The sequence below is a fragment of the Polaromonas naphthalenivorans CJ2 genome (assembly GCF_000015505.1).
Lineage (GTDB): Bacteria > Pseudomonadota > Gammaproteobacteria > Burkholderiales > Burkholderiaceae_C > Polaromonas > Polaromonas naphthalenivorans.
On record NC_008757.1, the window covers coordinates 309,652 to 323,185 of the forward strand.

The 13,534-nt window shown below is 58.9% G+C and carries 14 protein-coding genes; 6 read left to right on the plus strand and 8 right to left on the minus strand.

Features of this window, described 5'->3' with window-relative positions; all coding sequences use genetic code 11:
- The first annotated feature begins 12 nt into the window (after nucleotides 1-12).
- Genes PNAP_RS21805 through PNAP_RS21815 form a run of 3 tightly spaced genes read left to right on the plus strand, consistent with a single transcriptional unit; the run spans nucleotide 13 to nucleotide 3,370 of the window.
- Nucleotides 13-1,239, plus strand: coding sequence for a hypothetical protein (locus PNAP_RS21805; RefSeq protein ID WP_011798043.1), 1,227 nt, complete (start codon nucleotides 13-15; stop codon nucleotides 1,237-1,239).
- On the plus strand, nucleotides 1,226-1,612 hold the full coding sequence (locus PNAP_RS21810; RefSeq protein WP_011798044.1) for a hypothetical protein: 387 nt from the start codon (nucleotides 1,226-1,228) through the stop codon (nucleotides 1,610-1,612). Before PNAP_RS21805 ends, PNAP_RS21810 begins: the two co-directional genes overlap by 14 nt.
- Nucleotides 1,613-3,370, plus strand: coding sequence for a DEAD/DEAH box helicase (locus PNAP_RS21815; RefSeq protein ID WP_011798045.1), 1,758 nt, complete (start codon nucleotides 1,613-1,615; stop codon nucleotides 3,368-3,370).
- A 366-nt stretch (nucleotides 3,371-3,736) separates the two neighbouring features.
- Here PNAP_RS21815 and PNAP_RS21820 read toward each other — a convergent pair whose 3' ends face one another.
- Nucleotides 3,737-4,177, minus strand: a complete 441-nt coding sequence (locus PNAP_RS21820) for a Tim44 domain-containing protein (RefSeq protein WP_011798046.1) — start codon at nucleotides 4,175-4,177, stop codon at nucleotides 3,737-3,739.
- A gap of 185 nt (nucleotides 4,178-4,362) precedes the next feature.
- Between PNAP_RS21820 and istA the strand changes: the two genes are divergently transcribed.
- Nucleotides 4,363-5,901, plus strand: a complete 1,539-nt coding sequence (gene istA, locus PNAP_RS21825; protein ID WP_011797945.1) for an IS21 family transposase — start codon at nucleotides 4,363-4,365, stop codon at nucleotides 5,899-5,901.
- A gap of 41 nt (nucleotides 5,902-5,942) precedes the next feature.
- Complete coding sequence (istB, locus tag PNAP_RS21830) at nucleotides 5,943-6,674, plus strand: IS21-like element helper ATPase IstB (RefSeq protein WP_011797944.1); 732 nt, start codon at nucleotides 5,943-5,945, stop codon at nucleotides 6,672-6,674.
- A 265-nt stretch (nucleotides 6,675-6,939) separates the two neighbouring features.
- Here the strand turns inward: istB and PNAP_RS21835 are convergent, their stop codons facing one another.
- The 3 genes from PNAP_RS21835 to trfA all read right to left on the minus strand — a co-directional run bounded on the left by PNAP_RS21835 (nucleotide 6,940) and on the right by trfA (nucleotide 8,928).
- A complete protein-coding gene (locus PNAP_RS21835) occupies nucleotides 6,940-7,569 on the minus strand; it encodes a hypothetical protein (RefSeq protein ID WP_011798047.1) in 630 nt (209 codons plus the stop codon).
- A 169-nt stretch (nucleotides 7,570-7,738) separates the two neighbouring features.
- On the minus strand, nucleotides 7,739-7,912 hold the full coding sequence (locus PNAP_RS27270; RefSeq protein WP_157040475.1) for a hypothetical protein: 174 nt from the start codon (nucleotides 7,910-7,912) through the stop codon (nucleotides 7,739-7,741).
- A gap of 29 nt (nucleotides 7,913-7,941) precedes the next feature.
- Nucleotides 7,942-8,928, minus strand: coding sequence for a plasmid replication initiator TrfA (gene trfA, locus PNAP_RS21840; protein WP_011798048.1), 987 nt, complete (start codon nucleotides 8,926-8,928; stop codon nucleotides 7,942-7,944).
- 760 nt (nucleotides 8,929-9,688) lie between these two features.
- On the opposite strand from trfA, the gene PNAP_RS27275 reads away from it, so the two are divergent.
- Nucleotides 9,689-10,102, plus strand: coding sequence for a hypothetical protein (locus PNAP_RS27275; protein WP_157040476.1), 414 nt, complete (start codon nucleotides 9,689-9,691; stop codon nucleotides 10,100-10,102).
- Nucleotides 10,103-10,435: 333 nt separating this feature from the next.
- On the opposite strand, the gene PNAP_RS21850 is transcribed toward PNAP_RS27275, so the two are convergent.
- The 4 genes from PNAP_RS21850 to PNAP_RS21865 all read right to left on the minus strand — a co-directional run bounded on the left by PNAP_RS21850 (nucleotide 10,436) and on the right by PNAP_RS21865 (nucleotide 13,504).
- Nucleotides 10,436-11,617 (minus strand): ATP-binding protein, encoded by a 1,182-nt coding sequence (locus tag PNAP_RS21850; protein ID WP_011798050.1) that lies wholly within the window; start codon nucleotides 11,615-11,617, stop codon nucleotides 10,436-10,438.
- Nucleotides 11,618-11,776: 159 nt separating this feature from the next.
- Nucleotides 11,777-12,514, minus strand: a complete 738-nt coding sequence (locus PNAP_RS21855) for a hypothetical protein (RefSeq protein ID WP_011798051.1) — start codon at nucleotides 12,512-12,514, stop codon at nucleotides 11,777-11,779.
- A gap of 120 nt (nucleotides 12,515-12,634) precedes the next feature.
- A complete protein-coding gene (locus PNAP_RS21860; RefSeq protein WP_011798052.1) occupies nucleotides 12,635-12,907 on the minus strand; it encodes a hypothetical protein in 273 nt (90 codons plus the stop codon).
- 15 nt (nucleotides 12,908-12,922) lie between these two features.
- Nucleotides 12,923-13,504: a hypothetical protein gene (locus PNAP_RS21865; protein ID WP_011798053.1), complete on the minus strand. Its 582-nt coding sequence runs from the start codon at nucleotides 13,502-13,504 to the stop codon at nucleotides 12,923-12,925.
- Nucleotides 13,505-13,534 lie beyond the last annotated feature (30 nt).

Below are 13,534 nucleotides of genomic sequence, written 5' to 3' on the forward strand. Positions count from 1 at the left end.
GAGATACAGATCATGTTGTTGAAATGGATTGCCCATACATGGGCTAGCTCGAACCTGCGCAAAGAAGAAGCACGCACTCAGCGTCTTTTGAGCCAGTACGACAGTGAGAAAGCTGCGTCCGATCGCCGCATTGCCGCCCGCAAGAGCGACTACCAGCGCAAGATCAAAGAGCGTCAAGAGATGCGCAACAGTGAGCTGGAGGAATACATCCAATTCATGAACAGCCGTCTGCAAGCCGCTTCGAATTACATGCCGAAGCTCGATCAGTTCCAGACTTTCACGTTCACCTGTGTGGATTCGTGGATGAAAGTGGACTTGATCCAGCAGGAAATCGACATCTACAAGAAGAAGATTGAAGCGATCTTCACCACCATAGGTTTGATCGACGCGTACATCAGCGAGCTGACCAAACTGTCCCAGCGCCAGGGCCGTCACGTCTGGCGTGAAATGACCTCGACACGCCCGTTGACCGTCTCCAACACCTACGTGGACAAGACCAAGCGCAACGTCGACCGAGGCTCAAAGCTCAGTAATGACGAGTTCCGCAATGAACTCAAGCGCCTGCAAAGCCACCGCGAAGCCTTGTACAAAGAGGCCAAGGAGCTGATCGACCAGCGCAAGGGCTTGCACTTCAGCAAGGACGAAGTGGAGCTGGTGCACAACGCCAACAAGCAAACCTTGGAAACCATGTACAACGAATACAGTGACCAATGGAAAGAAATCCTCAAGGGTTTCGAGTCGTACTACGCCAACACCAAGACGGAGCACGACTACGTCAACCAGTGGATGAGCCCCCTCAAGGATGGCGGCACGCTCAAGGAAATCACCGTAGTGATCAACACCTCGCACGAGATCATCAAGTGCGCACAAGAGAAGTACGACTTGATCAAGGATGACTTTGAGTCATATCGGGAGATTATCAAGAACGCCCGTAACTCCAACGACTATCCATCCAACTACTCGACGATCAAGGCCAACTACGACAAGTTGCTGCCAATTGCCAAGGACCGGGGTGCCCTGATGGCTTCACGAGGCTTCTTGTACGGACGACGCGACGAGCTGCGAGGCTACATCGACAAACTCAAGCGCCTGCACCCAGACGAAGTGCTGGACACCCTCTACGCGTTACTGAGCGAAGAGCGTGAGGTCAACACATGGCAGGCCTTTGGCATCAACACATACAAGCAGCGCGTCGCGTACCGCGACAAACAAAAGGGAGTTCAACGTGCAGCAAATTGAGATGCAGTTTCAGTGGAAGCGACACGAAATGAAGGAAGTCATCGTTGCTGTGACCAAGGCAGTCATCCTTGGCTACAACACCAAGGACAAGCTCTTGGCAGCGCTGCCCATGTTCTCTACCTACCGGATCGCCCTGGCCATCGATGCGTTGATCACCGCCGATATGGCGGAGAACAACCTTGGCGTGCTTTGCATCCACCCAGACATGCAGATCGTGCTCGAGCTGCTCAAGCGCAAGTTTGTGCTGCCCATGTCTGAAGAACAGGCCAAGTCGCCTGCAGTTCGCCGCTACGTGATCAACCAACTGGGAGCCACAAACCCTGCGGGCGTTGAAACACTCCTACGCGTCAACCCAGTTTCAGTGGAGGCCTAAATGGGTGCACGTCATTCCTACATGCACAACGGAACCGAAGTTGCATTCGACTTCGTGGATCACATCGACCACTGGCTGGAGTACCTGACAGAACTTTTAAGCACTGCCGACAGCAAATCCAAGCCCAAGGTCGAGCGCCAGATCCGCTATCTGCTGGAGTTCCGCGCCGGCACGAACTGCAACATCAACCACAACCGCCTGCTGCTGTACTACTACAGCCACCGCGCCAAGAAGGCGGGCAACGACATCTCTTTGCCTGGAGAAGATCTGTCCGGTGACAATATCAGCATGACGAAAGGCAATGGCGATGCCCAGGCCAAGATCGACGCTTTCATTGCTGAGTTTCGGACTCGCGAAGGTTCGACCTCCATGTCGATCCACCCAAGCAAGCCCATCCAAAGCGAGTACGAGCCCACCGATCCAGCCTTCAAGCTGATCCTCAAGGCTTTGGCCAGCGAAGATATGTTCTTCATACAGGGCCCACCGGGCACCGGCAAGACAACGGCTATCGTCGAGATTATCCTGCAGGTGCTCAAGTCCAAGCCCAATGCCCGCATTCTGGTGTGCTCTGAAACGCACGTGGCCGTGGACAACGCGCTAGACCGACTGGCCAAGCAGTCGCGCCCCGAGCTGATGGACTCGATCCTGCGCTACCCTGGCTTCGCCATCACGGAGTTTGAGTGCGACAGAACGCCCGAGGCAGACGCTATATCGCGAGCAGAGGCTATCTGGCAAAAGGCCTATGGCGCGGCACCAGAGCTGACCAAGGATCTATGGGAAACATTGGAGGCATCCAAGACCCATGACGACGACATCAAGGTATCGCGCTGGCAAGGCCGCAACCTGGCAGACATGCACCAGGTGGTAGGGGTGACCTGCAACCAGATCGACCATTTGATCGACAGCGACACCCAGATGTACGACCTGGCGATCGTGGACGAATGCTCCAAGGCCACTATGCCCGAATGGCTCATGGCCATGTGCGTAGCCAAGAAATGCGTGCTGGTCGGTGACCACAAGCAGCTGCCACCTACGTTCTGTTCGGAAGAAGCCGAAGTGCTGGAACAGATGGACGAGCGCAAGGAACGCCTGATCCGTAATGGTGTGATCGAGCGCCTGTTCGAGAACCTGCCTACCGAGCTGAAAGGCACGCTGGGCAAGCAGTTCCGCATGCTGCCGCACATTGGGCACTTCATCTCCACCCACTTTTACAACGGGCAACTGGAGCACCACCGCACGACGACAACCCACGAATTTCAGGACTTTGGCTGGTTTACGTACAAGTCCGGCGGCATGCGCGTGCCTGAGCAGCAGGGCCAAGAAAAGAAGATATTAATCAACAATCTGGAGCTCAAGATCATCATGGCTCGACTGGCCGAGATCCGCGTCCGTCTCAAGCAAGCCAAAACCAAGCGCAAGGTCAGCGTTGCGGTGATCACCCCGTACCGCGCCCAGTGCAAGGCATTGAAAACTGCGCTCGCAAAGTACGACTTCAGCGACCAACTGGCCGTGGAAGTCGACACCGTGGACGCGTTCCAAGGACGCCAAGCCGACATCGTTTTTTTCTCGTTCGTGAGAAATACCGGGCCCGCAACGTTCTACGCTGACGACCGCCGTATAAACGTGGCCATTTCCCGTGCACGTGATGCCGTCTACTTAGTGGGCGACATCGACTACATACGCAGTAAGCGTCTGCCAGTGCTCGATGCACTGGCCAAGCTTGACGTGCTGATCTTGCATCGCAAGGAAGATGTCTGATTTGCTCAGGAGCCGACCAAGGCCGTATTCCACTTTTCAAATCTGAGTGACCGGTATTGAGAATTCGGTTTTCCCAATGACCGGTATCAGGCACATAACTCCAATGCCTGCTCCTGGTCGGTTGCGGGTGCCGCAGTCATCGAAATCGTCGCCACATTGCTGACAGTCAAGTTGCTGGTTCCAATGTCGGGTCTGAAGCAAGCAGTTTCGATTCGTCTACAGCCGCAATCAGTCTTTTGAAGATATTCCGGATAGATACTCAAAGACCGCTACCAGTTTGGCTTTTCTCAAAAAGCACTTTCGTTCGAACTGCCGCACCGCCCTGAAGCTCCTTGCCAGGCGCGGCCGCACCGCCACGGCGCTGCATCACACCTGCTCAATGCCGGCGAGCTGCCACACGGCTGGGCTGCTGCGGGGCAGCACGAAATGCCAGACCTCGTCGATGGGCTCGGGCGGATTGACGCCTTCGGTGACCTCGCCCGTGTAGCGAACGCTGGCCACCGTTTGGTGCGGCTCCTCGGTGACGTCCTGCACACTCGCATTGAGCACCAGGATGCGCAAGGGCGGCGAGCCCATGCTGCCCTCCAGTTCGGCGAACATGCCTGGCGTCGTGACCCGGCGCAACGCCTCCTTGTTGCCCGTGCTGTTGAAGTCCTGCAATGACCGGAAGGCTTCGAGCGGCGCCAGGCCGGCGGGCGCGGGCAGGTTGATTGAACCGTTGGCTGAATCAATCAGCGATGGCGCCGGAGGAAACGCAGGGGCATTGCCAAAGCCTTGCCCGCCATAGCCGCCCTGGGTGGAGTGCATATTTCAGTCCATCGTGGACGGTGTTTCAGGCTGATCGTGGACGCGATTTCAGCGTGATCGTGGACGGCATTTCAAATTGATCGTGGACGCTGTTTCAAACTGATCGTGGACGATATTTTGGGGGGATACGGGCAAGTGATTTCTTAAACCCGGCATAGGCTCGACGCTTTTTCGCGAAAGAGTCCATGCCAACCAACAGAATCACCATGCGCCAAATCCGAGAATCCCTGCGCCTGCACCTGCAGGCCAACCTGAGCTACAACGAGGTAGGCCGTAACCTCAAGATATCCAAAAGCGTAGTCGGCAAATACATGTCACTGGCGCGTGTGGCCGGTGTTGACTGGTCCGTTGCACAAACCTTGAGCGACCAAGAGCTGGAGGCCAAGCTGTACAAGGCAGCGTTACCGCGCAACAGCAAACAAGCACTGCCTGACTTTGCCCAGATACACACTGAGCTCAAACGCGCCGGTGTCACCCTGCAACTGCTGTGGGAGGAATACGCCAAGGGCAACGACCTGGCCTTCAAGTACACCAGCTTTTGCGTCAAATACCGGGAGTGGGCCATGGGGCTGAAGCGCTCCATGCGCCAGACCCATATTGCCGGTGAGAAACTCTTTGTTGACTACGCCGGTCAAACCGTCCCGCTGATTGATGCCGGCACCGGCGAAATCACCAAGGCACAGATATTTGTGGCCACCCTTGGCGCCTCCAACTACACCTTCGCCTGTGCCACGGCGCGCCAGACCACAGCCGACTGGATTGGCGCCCAGGTGCTGGCATTGGAGTATTTCGGTGGTGTGCCACGCCTGATCGTGCCAGACCAAACCCGCTCCCTGATCAAAAACCCGTGCAGCTACGACCCGCAGAACAACCGTCTGTATGAAGAATTCGCCGCCCACTACGGTTGTGCCCTGCTGGCAGCAAGGCCGGCTCACCCCAGAGACAAGCCCAAAGTCGAGAACGCCGTCCTGGTCGTTGAACGCTGGATACTGGCACGCCTGCGTAATCGCAAGTTCTTCAGTCTCATGGAGCTCAACCACGCCATTGCGCTGCTCCTGAACGATTTGAACCAGCGCGCCTTCAAAAAGCTGCCCGGCAACAGGCGCAGTGCCTTTGAGCAGCTTGATGCTCCAGCCCTGCGTCCACTGCCGGCCAAACGCTTTGAGTTATTCCGCTGGAAATCGGCCAAGGTCAATGTCGACTACCACGTGGAATTTGACGGCCATTACTACAGCGTGCCCCACACCCTGGTGCGCACCACCGTGGAACTGCGCGCCAGTGACACCTTGCTGGAATGTTATTCCTCCAACCAGCGCGTGGCTTGCCACGCTGTCAGCCCCAAGCGCGGTGCCCACACCACCACGCCTGAGCATATGCCTGCGTCGCACCGGGCGCATCTGGAGTGGACCCCGCAAAAGCTCATCGACTGGGGCCTGCGCATTGGCGTGAGCACCGCAGCGGTGGTGACCTGGCAGCTTGAACACCGCGCCCATCCTGAACAGGGCTACCGGGCTTGTTTGGGCTTGCAGCGCTTGGCACGCGAATTCACGCCGGCCAGGCTGGAGGCGGCCTGCACCCGAGCACTGGCCATTCGCTCCCTTACCTACCGCAGCGTGGCCTCCATTCTCAAAACAGGCTTGGATCGTCAGCAAAACCTGCCCACCATGACACCGGGCGCGCTCCCGGCGCACGACAACATCCGTGGCGCAGATTATTTCCACTGAACACACGCCTACCCAACAAACCAAACACGACAGGACAGACCATGAACGAACAGACCCTTACCCAATTACGCAGCCTGCGCCTGGATGGCATGGTGCGCGCCATTGAAGAGCAAGCCACCAGCATCGCGGTCAGCGCCCTGGGTTTTGATGAAAGATTCTCCCTGCTGGTGCAGCGCGAGGTGGCATGGCGCGATGAGCGCCGGGTCGAGCGTCTGCTTAAAGCCGCCAAACTCAAAGTGAGCTCAGCCTGTGTCGAAGATATCAATTGGCGCGCCAGTCGCGCACTTGATCGCGCCCTGGTGACTGCCTTGGCCGGGGGTGATTGGCTTCGCAATGCGCAGAATCTGCTGATCACCGGTGCCACCGGTTGTGGCAAGACCTGGCTGGCGTGTGCCTTGGCGCATCAAGCCGCTCGCTTAGGCTTCTCGGTGCTGTACGTGCGCGCCGGGCGGCTCTTTGATGAACTGCATGTCGCCCATGGTGATGGCAGCCTTAATCGGCGAATGAGTCAACTGGCCAAGCTTGATTTACTGGTGATTGATGACTTTGCCATTTCTCCAATGGGCGCGCCCGAGAGAAACGATTTGCTGGAGGTGCTCGATGATCGGGTGGGCACGCGCTCGACGTTGATCACCAGTCAATTGCCGGTAAAAGCCTGGCATACCTATCTGGACGATCCAACGCTGGCCGATGCCATTCTCGATCGTGTCGTGCACAGCAGCCACCGGATTGATCTCAAGGGCGCCACGCTGCGAGATCCGAATACAAATTGATTGCCTTGCCCACTCAACACCGTCGGGCGTCAACTTGGTAATGCATGGGTACATGCACAACCGGGGGGCCTGCCGGCGGCCCTGGCAGGGGCCTAAGAAATTAGAAATTCCAGACACAGGAAACCAGAAGGCAGACTTCAGGAATCAAAAGCCATCGCTTCGCGCCTGCCCATGGCGCGCTGGCATTGCGATGTTTGAGATACATTAATTCCTCGCTTGCGCGCATCCCTGCGCGTCCACGATGGCGCTGAAACATCGTCCACGATCAGTTTGAAACAGGCGTCCACGATCGCTGAAATACGCAGGTGGAGCGCACCAAGGTGCCCGAACGGTATTTCCTCCAGACGAAAAATGCCGCGCTGGCCAAAAGCAGCACCAGCAAGAGGCCGGTCAAGCCGCCCAGACCCGACGAGCCAGGGGCTGCGGCAAGCGCGCCGCCCGCTGCGTTTGAATTGAATCCGGCATTGCCGTCGCTGCCATTGCCGTTGTTGTTGGCAGCGCTGTTGCCCGCGCCGTGGTTGCTCAGGGCGTAGCCGGCCAGTGCGCCGACAGCGGCGCCGGCCAGGGCGGGCTTGACCCAGCCGGGCGTTCCGGGCGCGGGCGCCACGGGCGCGACAGGCGCCGGGGCGGCTTGCTGCACGGGCGCGATGGGCCGCACAGGCGCGGCGGGCGGCGGGGTGCGGGTCGCCTGCATGACCTGGGGCCGCTGCATGCCCACCGACTGGCCCGACCCCAGGCGGCCGGGACTTTGGTACTGCGCGCCCGAGGGGGCAGGGCGGGCGCCGGCGGGCGCGGGGCGGGGGCTCCCCAGGCGGGCGTTGGCCAGCGGCATTTGCCCCATCAGGAGCGCAAAGCAGGTGAGCGAGGCAGTCAGTTTTCGGGTGGCGGTTTTCATCAAGGTTTCCTTTGGGCAATTGCAGCCGTGTTCAATGCGTGTAGATGCGGCTTGAAAAGCCGGCTGCAAGACTGAGGGTAACGCAACCAATGCCGCGAGCAAGGAAGCTGCAAGCCGGGCAGGACTCTCTGGCAATGCATGCGCGGCGACCGCTTGATAGCCTGTTTTTTTAAGGGGCGGCACACTTGCGCAACGCAATTGCAACGAACGGACTGGCTATTGCCAGCGGGGCCAGATACGTCGAGACAACGCCTCGGCCGATAAGCGTGGCTTCCAGCAGCCAGGCAATGGTGATTCCAAGGCCAAGGCCCAGCACAAAGCCAGAGGCGATGGTATTTTTCATGCGTCAATCAATCAGGCGATTGCTGCAACTCAGGCCAACTGCAGCCGCCTGTTGAGCACGGCTCGCTTGACATGAACCATGTCGTCCAATATGGCATATGAAACCAGCAGCCCCACCGAAATCAGTGTTTCGAGTGACTTGCGCAGGCGCGCGCGAAAGTTGCTGAGGTCTTTTTCCTCCGACAGGCACTGCTCGCGCAGTTTGGAGACGGAGTAGGGGATGGGCTCGCGGTGGCTCGAATAAAACATGTGCAGCCACAGCGTCAAGGCCGCCTTGCTGCCGATCTGCCGGCGTTGCGCCCACTCGACGAGCGTGGTGTTCTCGTGCAGGAACAAGCTGGCAATGGGGGGCTCAAGACGCACGACAAAGCTGCTTTTGCCCGCTTCGTCGAGGCCATCGAAAAGGAAGTCCCGGATCAACGAGCCCGCGTAGCCCGACCGCTCGTTCCTCAGCGTGATTTTGATGCTGGTGACCTTGAGCCGGTCGATCGAGTTGCGCAGCCTCGCGTAGCTGTCCGAATGCATGCGCCAGTTCATGTCCTTGATGATGGCATAGGCCGTGAAATAGATCGGCTCGCCAAGCACGCGGTTGCGGCCCAGATGAACGATGGCCAGCCAGACGGAAAGGTCATCCTGGCGCAACTCCTCGCCCGTGTACAGGATGTCCGCATTCGACAGCGATGCGATTTTTGCGGACTTGAACGACAGCCGCGCCTTGGAGGTTCGGGTGCTGAAAAGACCGCCCCGAATCAAGGGGTTGGGCACCCCGCGCCTGTCTTCGTCCCACTTGCTGAACGCGAGCTGCAGCACGGGTTGCACGGGGTTGGCGGGCGCGGCTGGCGGCTCGGGCTGGCCAAGTGTTTGCAGCGCGGCCTGGGTTTTTTGCCTTAAGAATTCCGCGCTTTTCGGGCTCAGCGGTTTGATCTCCCGAACGCTTCTGGCGCCGAGGCTGCCCTGGGCCTGGCCATTGGCAGCCGTTTGCGGGTCTGCCGGGAATAGATCGCTGATGTGTTGCATGGTGATTTGATTTGGGTGCAAGTTTCATGGCGCAACCCTGCGCATGTCAAGACGCGCTATTAGCGTTTCAGGTGTGCGTTTCATGCCACAGCTGGCGTTCGCCGCCTCCTGATCGACCGGTTCCCGATCCCGCTTGCGCGTCCGTTTTGCTGGTTCGGCCTGGATTAGAAAGAAGAGATTAAGAAAGAAAGATTAATACGGGGATTAGCAAAGGGCGCAAAGCCTTTGCCGGCGCGGCCTGCAGCCCGATCATGGCATGTGAAACGCTAATAGCGAAGCCTGCGTGCCGCTAATAGCGTTCCGCATGGAGAGCTATTAGCGTTTCACAGTCTGCGCTAGCAGTGCCCTATATGCGCCGCTATTAGCGTTTCACATGGACCGCTAATAGCGTTTCGCATGGGTTGATGTAAAGCTTAAAGCCTGGAATTTCCGCCGGAGCGGGGCTTTCGCGCCAACAGGCCGGGAAAGCACCATCAAAATGGTCCAAACACGGCAAGACTTCAGCTAGATGCCCGAGGCATGCGATGTTTTTGCGTTGCCGGGTCCTGGTCGGGGTGCGTTTGACTTTACCGGGGGCATCGCAAGGCACATACATGCCGAAATAACGCCCCTTCAATCGAAAAACACGCTTTTTCCGTTCGCATTCGGGCTGTGCGAAGGAGCGAGCAGGCGTATTAGCGTTTCACATGGGTTGAGGCAGGCGGCAATCATTTGCGCGCATAGCCAAGCCAAGGATAAGCATGGGACTGGAGGAAAGCGCATGGCAACCCATGGCACGGTGGAGGATCAGGACCGGCTTGTCATCAAAAATGGCTGCGTTGTCTTCCCGGATGGCAAGGATGCCGATCTATGCGCGTATTTCCTGCAGTGGCGCAATCGCCAGGCTGATGCTTTCGGGCTGCTTCATGCGCCGAAGGATCGCCTGGAGACGGTCAAGGCCGCCATTGTTGCCGCAGGCGGTGTGGTGATGGGGCTGACCACCGGTCGGTGTTTGCCTTCGCCTGTAAGTCCGCACCCTGATGCCACGTCACAGGCACAGCCGGCCGGTGAGGTTTCTTCCGGCCTCGGTCGCTTCCCGGCACAGATCCTCGCCTTGCGTGACATAGCCGGCCTTGTGCAGCGCCTGCATGGTGGCCAGGGTGCAAACCTTTTGCCCATTGACCAGCACGGATGAGCCAGCCCCCAGTTCACATGCTTCCTTGATCAACTTGGTCATGGTCTATTGCTTGCCAGACATACAGCAAGGGCACCACAGCCCTTTACTTGGACTGCACAGCGCAGGCTTGCCACAATGTGGGCATGGCGTTCCTGTTGATCCGATATGCATGTTTTCCTATGAGATTGAGGGTATGCGGTCAATTGAAATATGGTGTTGGTGGCATCTGATACCCCACCCCTTGGGGCGGGGTTCTTCATGCGGTACCACACGCCATCCAGACTCGTAGCAACAGCGCGCTCGCCAGCATGCGCCGTACTTCAGCAACCAGTTTTCGTGAACTGCTGTGCATCACTGCGATGCGTTCCCACCAGCTGCGGCCTGCCTCAACGCATCCTCCTCTGCCATGGCGCTTTGAATCCAGGCAACGTGCTGGGTGTCTTCGATGAACCAGAGCCCACGGCCAGCGTTCCACACCAAGCCGTCCTTGCGCAGTCGCTCCAACGCGGCCTGAACCGCAGACTGGGAAGGTGCAGGCTGTTCAGCCGGGCCGTAATCTTGAAGAAGGCGCTTGTAATGCTCTAATGCCTTGGTATCAAAAGGGGTGAAGGCTTTTCCGGTTTGTGCCATGCGCCGCATGACTGCTGCATCCAAAGGCTCAAGTCCATGCAAACCCTGAATGAAATTGTTTCGCAGACCCTGCAGGGCATCAATCATGAGAAGTTCTAGGCGAGCGTCGAGCTCGGCTACGTCCATACCGCCTTTTTTGTAAAGATCGCGCATCACTTTCTTCAACGGTTCCGGTCGCCGGCTGCACATCTCAAAAACACGTTTGAGAGCAGCCAGCGATGGCTTGGCTGCTTTCTGCGAGTTGTCGAGCAACCATTGCAAATAATCATCACCCAGTTGATCGAGTTCCTCCATGGGCGCCATGAAAAACGCCTGATCCTTGGCGCTGACCAGTACGGCCAGCCTGTCACTGTTCGAGCCCGTGGCAATCAAGCGAAAACCCGGCCCTGCGCCCCTGAGCGCATCGCGAGCTGCTTTGAGGGCAAAGAGCGTTTGGCGACCCTCCTCCGTGGTCTGTGCATGCTGGGCCTCGTCAATCACCATGATGATCGGCTTTTGCGTTGCTGCACTGAGCCTTTGCAATGTAGTGGAGATGCTCTCGCCTTCCTTCGAGCCGATCTTGGCCAGATCCATTTCAAAGCCAGCAAGTTTGAACCGGCTGAGTCCTGCGGACTTGGCAGCTTTCAGGACAGCCCCATCGCATGCCAGGATCGACTCACGGATGGCATTGATGATCACGATCGATGGATTGATAGACCTGTCTTCCCAGAGGTCGGCATAGATGACGGTAGCGCCTTCCAAACGTATGCGCGGTACCAGGTCTTCCTTGATGAAGGTGGTTTTGCCGGTTCGTCGGGGAGCTGCCAAGAACACACCTGACGATGACTCGGGTGATTTCAAATACTCCAGGTAATACTCTGTGAGTTCTTTTCGATGAAATATCGGATCGTCGAGCAGCTGCATTTAGGGATATCCATATCTGAGTTCTGCGATCAATTATGACAAATTATTTTAATTATGCAAATTATGCGGATTACCCATGAATGGTCATGGCCTAGCCAGTCGATGTTGTGCTGACCATGGCTTGATCGAGTACGCCAATGCGTCGGGCTTGCCGCTTGTTCATTGGGCAGTTGGCGCGTGGCGACTCGATTCAAGGCCCTGGCCGAAGTCGCGGTTCAGCCTGGCAAGGGGGATGGGCCGCACGCCGGCGCAGGCCAGCCGGGCCGCGCTGCCGGCGTCGCCGCGAAGCGCTGAGCCGATGAAGAGCGTCGCCACGCGCGCATCGAGCGCTGCCGCTTGCGCGGTGCCGTGGTCAGCCGAATGGCTGGCGCCCGAGCGGCTGATGACCGGCATCACGGTGCGCCGCGCGAGCCGGGCGCATTGGCCGGCATCGGCGCCGGGCAGCGTTGCCCGCCAGGGGTGCTTGCCGTTGTGCCGCTCGTCGGTGAACCAGACGCAAAAGGTGGCGCGTCCCCATTTGTCCTTTTCGGCAAAGAGCACATGGGCATCGGCGAAATCGGGCGGGCCGGCGTCTGCGTTGCGCTCGGCGGGGCTGAGCGAGAGCCTGGCCACGAATGCGGCCGGGGTGATGGCCTTCACGGCAATGGGCGTGCCGGGCAGCACATCGCACACATCGAGCGGCGAGATCAGCGCCCCGTAGCCGCCGGGCGAGCGCACTTCGAGCTGCTGGCCGACCAGGCGCTGGAAATAGAACCATGGCAGCTCGAACGGCTGGTCCGCGAACTTAGAAAAGGCCCGCGCCTCGCCGATCTCATGGCGGGAGTTGATCAGCACCCGGTCCAGCGGGCGAAGCCCGAGAATGGAGGCAAGGCAGCAGTTCAGGTTTGTAGGGTCCATGGCGGTGCAAGATGAGCTAAAAAGCCAGCTTAGATACAAAAGGGCAGGGTGCAAGCGCCGTTGCCGGCCCTGCGCTTGGGGAAACTAACTTTCCGACTGCACGGGCGGCACCTGGGAATTTCACGGTCCTTGCGTGCCAGACGCTTTGTCTTTCGGTGCGCCGTATTCCTCTCGGTGCACCTGATGCTCCGGCCCATCGGCGACAAGGCCCATCGCGTCCAGCACCGAGCGCCTGTACGTGTTCGGACACCGCGAGCCCTCGGCAATCTCCCGAAACACGATGAGCACGAGGTCTTCGACCGTCTCGATGGTCCGGGGCGCTCCGCGCTTTTGGTGCAGCGCAAGGATGTACTGAAATTCTTCGAGGTATTCCGGATCGATGGTGATTTGCATGGCTGGCAATCTCTTTCAAAGGGTCAGGCGCTCAGCAGGGCGCCAGTGGGTCGGCGTGCCGCCCGAGGGCAGGATGCGGCCGCCGCAAAACCGACGGGACTCGATCCAGGCGTTGCAGCCAAAGCCGTCGTGAAACGGATTGGTGATTTCTTCGAGTTGATAAAGCACCTCGACCGACACGTCATCAGCGGGCTTGCCTTCGCTCAAGGGCGTCCAGGATGCATCGGCCGCAGGCGCCTCGCCCGCAGCCTGGCCCACGCCCATGAGCGCCATGCGCCGGCGGCGCAGGCTGGCCAGCATCACCGGCGCCACGGCCCTTGCGCACCCGATCAGCTCGCTTTGCTGGTCGTTGTGGCTCTCCAGGGCGAAGCGGTAAAGGAACAGATACCTGTACGCGCCAATGGCCGCGTCGATGCGTTCGAGCAGCGCCTGGCGGTCCGTGATCCGGCCGCGTGTGCGCAGGGCCAAAGCCGCATACGCGGCAAACGATTCATCGCTCAGCGCTTGCGGGGCCGTCTGCGCCATGAAAGCGTGCGCCCGGTCCTGGGTGTGGTCGCAGTGCGCGCAAGCCCAGCCCCGGGCCGTCGCCACTAGCACGCCGAGCTGGCCGCCTTGGGCGCCGTGCGT

What these genes read in the sequence shown, in the direction of transcription:
- PNAP_RS21805 (WP_011798043.1), top strand. Translation starts at nt 13, where the DNA reads ATGTTGTTGAAATGGATTGCCCATACATGGGCTAGCTCGAACCTGCGC.
- PNAP_RS21820 (WP_011798046.1), bottom strand. Translation starts at nt 4,177, where the DNA reads ATGCACTCCACCCAGGGCGGCTATGGCGGGCAAGGCTTTGGCAATGCC.
- istA (WP_011797945.1), top strand. Translation starts at nt 4,363, where the DNA reads ATGCCAACCAACAGAATCACCATGCGCCAAATCCGAGAATCCCTGCGC.
- PNAP_RS27270 (WP_157040475.1), bottom strand. Translation starts at nt 7,912, where the DNA reads ATGAAAAATACCATCGCCTCTGGCTTTGTGCTGGGCCTTGGCCTTGGA.
- trfA (WP_011798048.1), bottom strand. Translation starts at nt 8,928, where the DNA reads ATGCAACACATCAGCGATCTATTCCCGGCAGACCCGCAAACGGCTGCC.
- PNAP_RS21855 (WP_011798051.1), bottom strand. Translation starts at nt 12,514, where the DNA reads ATGGACCCTACAAACCTGAACTGCTGCCTTGCCTCCATTCTCGGGCTT.
- PNAP_RS21815 (WP_011798045.1), top strand. Translation starts at nt 1,613, where the DNA reads ATGGGTGCACGTCATTCCTACATGCACAACGGAACCGAAGTTGCATTC.
- istB (WP_011797944.1), top strand. Translation starts at nt 5,943, where the DNA reads ATGAACGAACAGACCCTTACCCAATTACGCAGCCTGCGCCTGGATGGC.
- PNAP_RS21835 (WP_011798047.1), bottom strand. Translation starts at nt 7,569, where the DNA reads ATGAAAACCGCCACCCGAAAACTGACTGCCTCGCTCACCTGCTTTGCG.
- PNAP_RS21860 (WP_011798052.1), bottom strand. Translation starts at nt 12,907, where the DNA reads ATGCAAATCACCATCGATCCGGAATACCTCGAAGAATTTCAGTACATC.
- PNAP_RS27275 (WP_157040476.1), top strand. Translation starts at nt 9,689, where the DNA reads ATGGCAACCCATGGCACGGTGGAGGATCAGGACCGGCTTGTCATCAAA.
- PNAP_RS21850 (WP_011798050.1), bottom strand. Translation starts at nt 11,617, where the DNA reads ATGCAGCTGCTCGACGATCCGATATTTCATCGAAAAGAACTCACAGAG.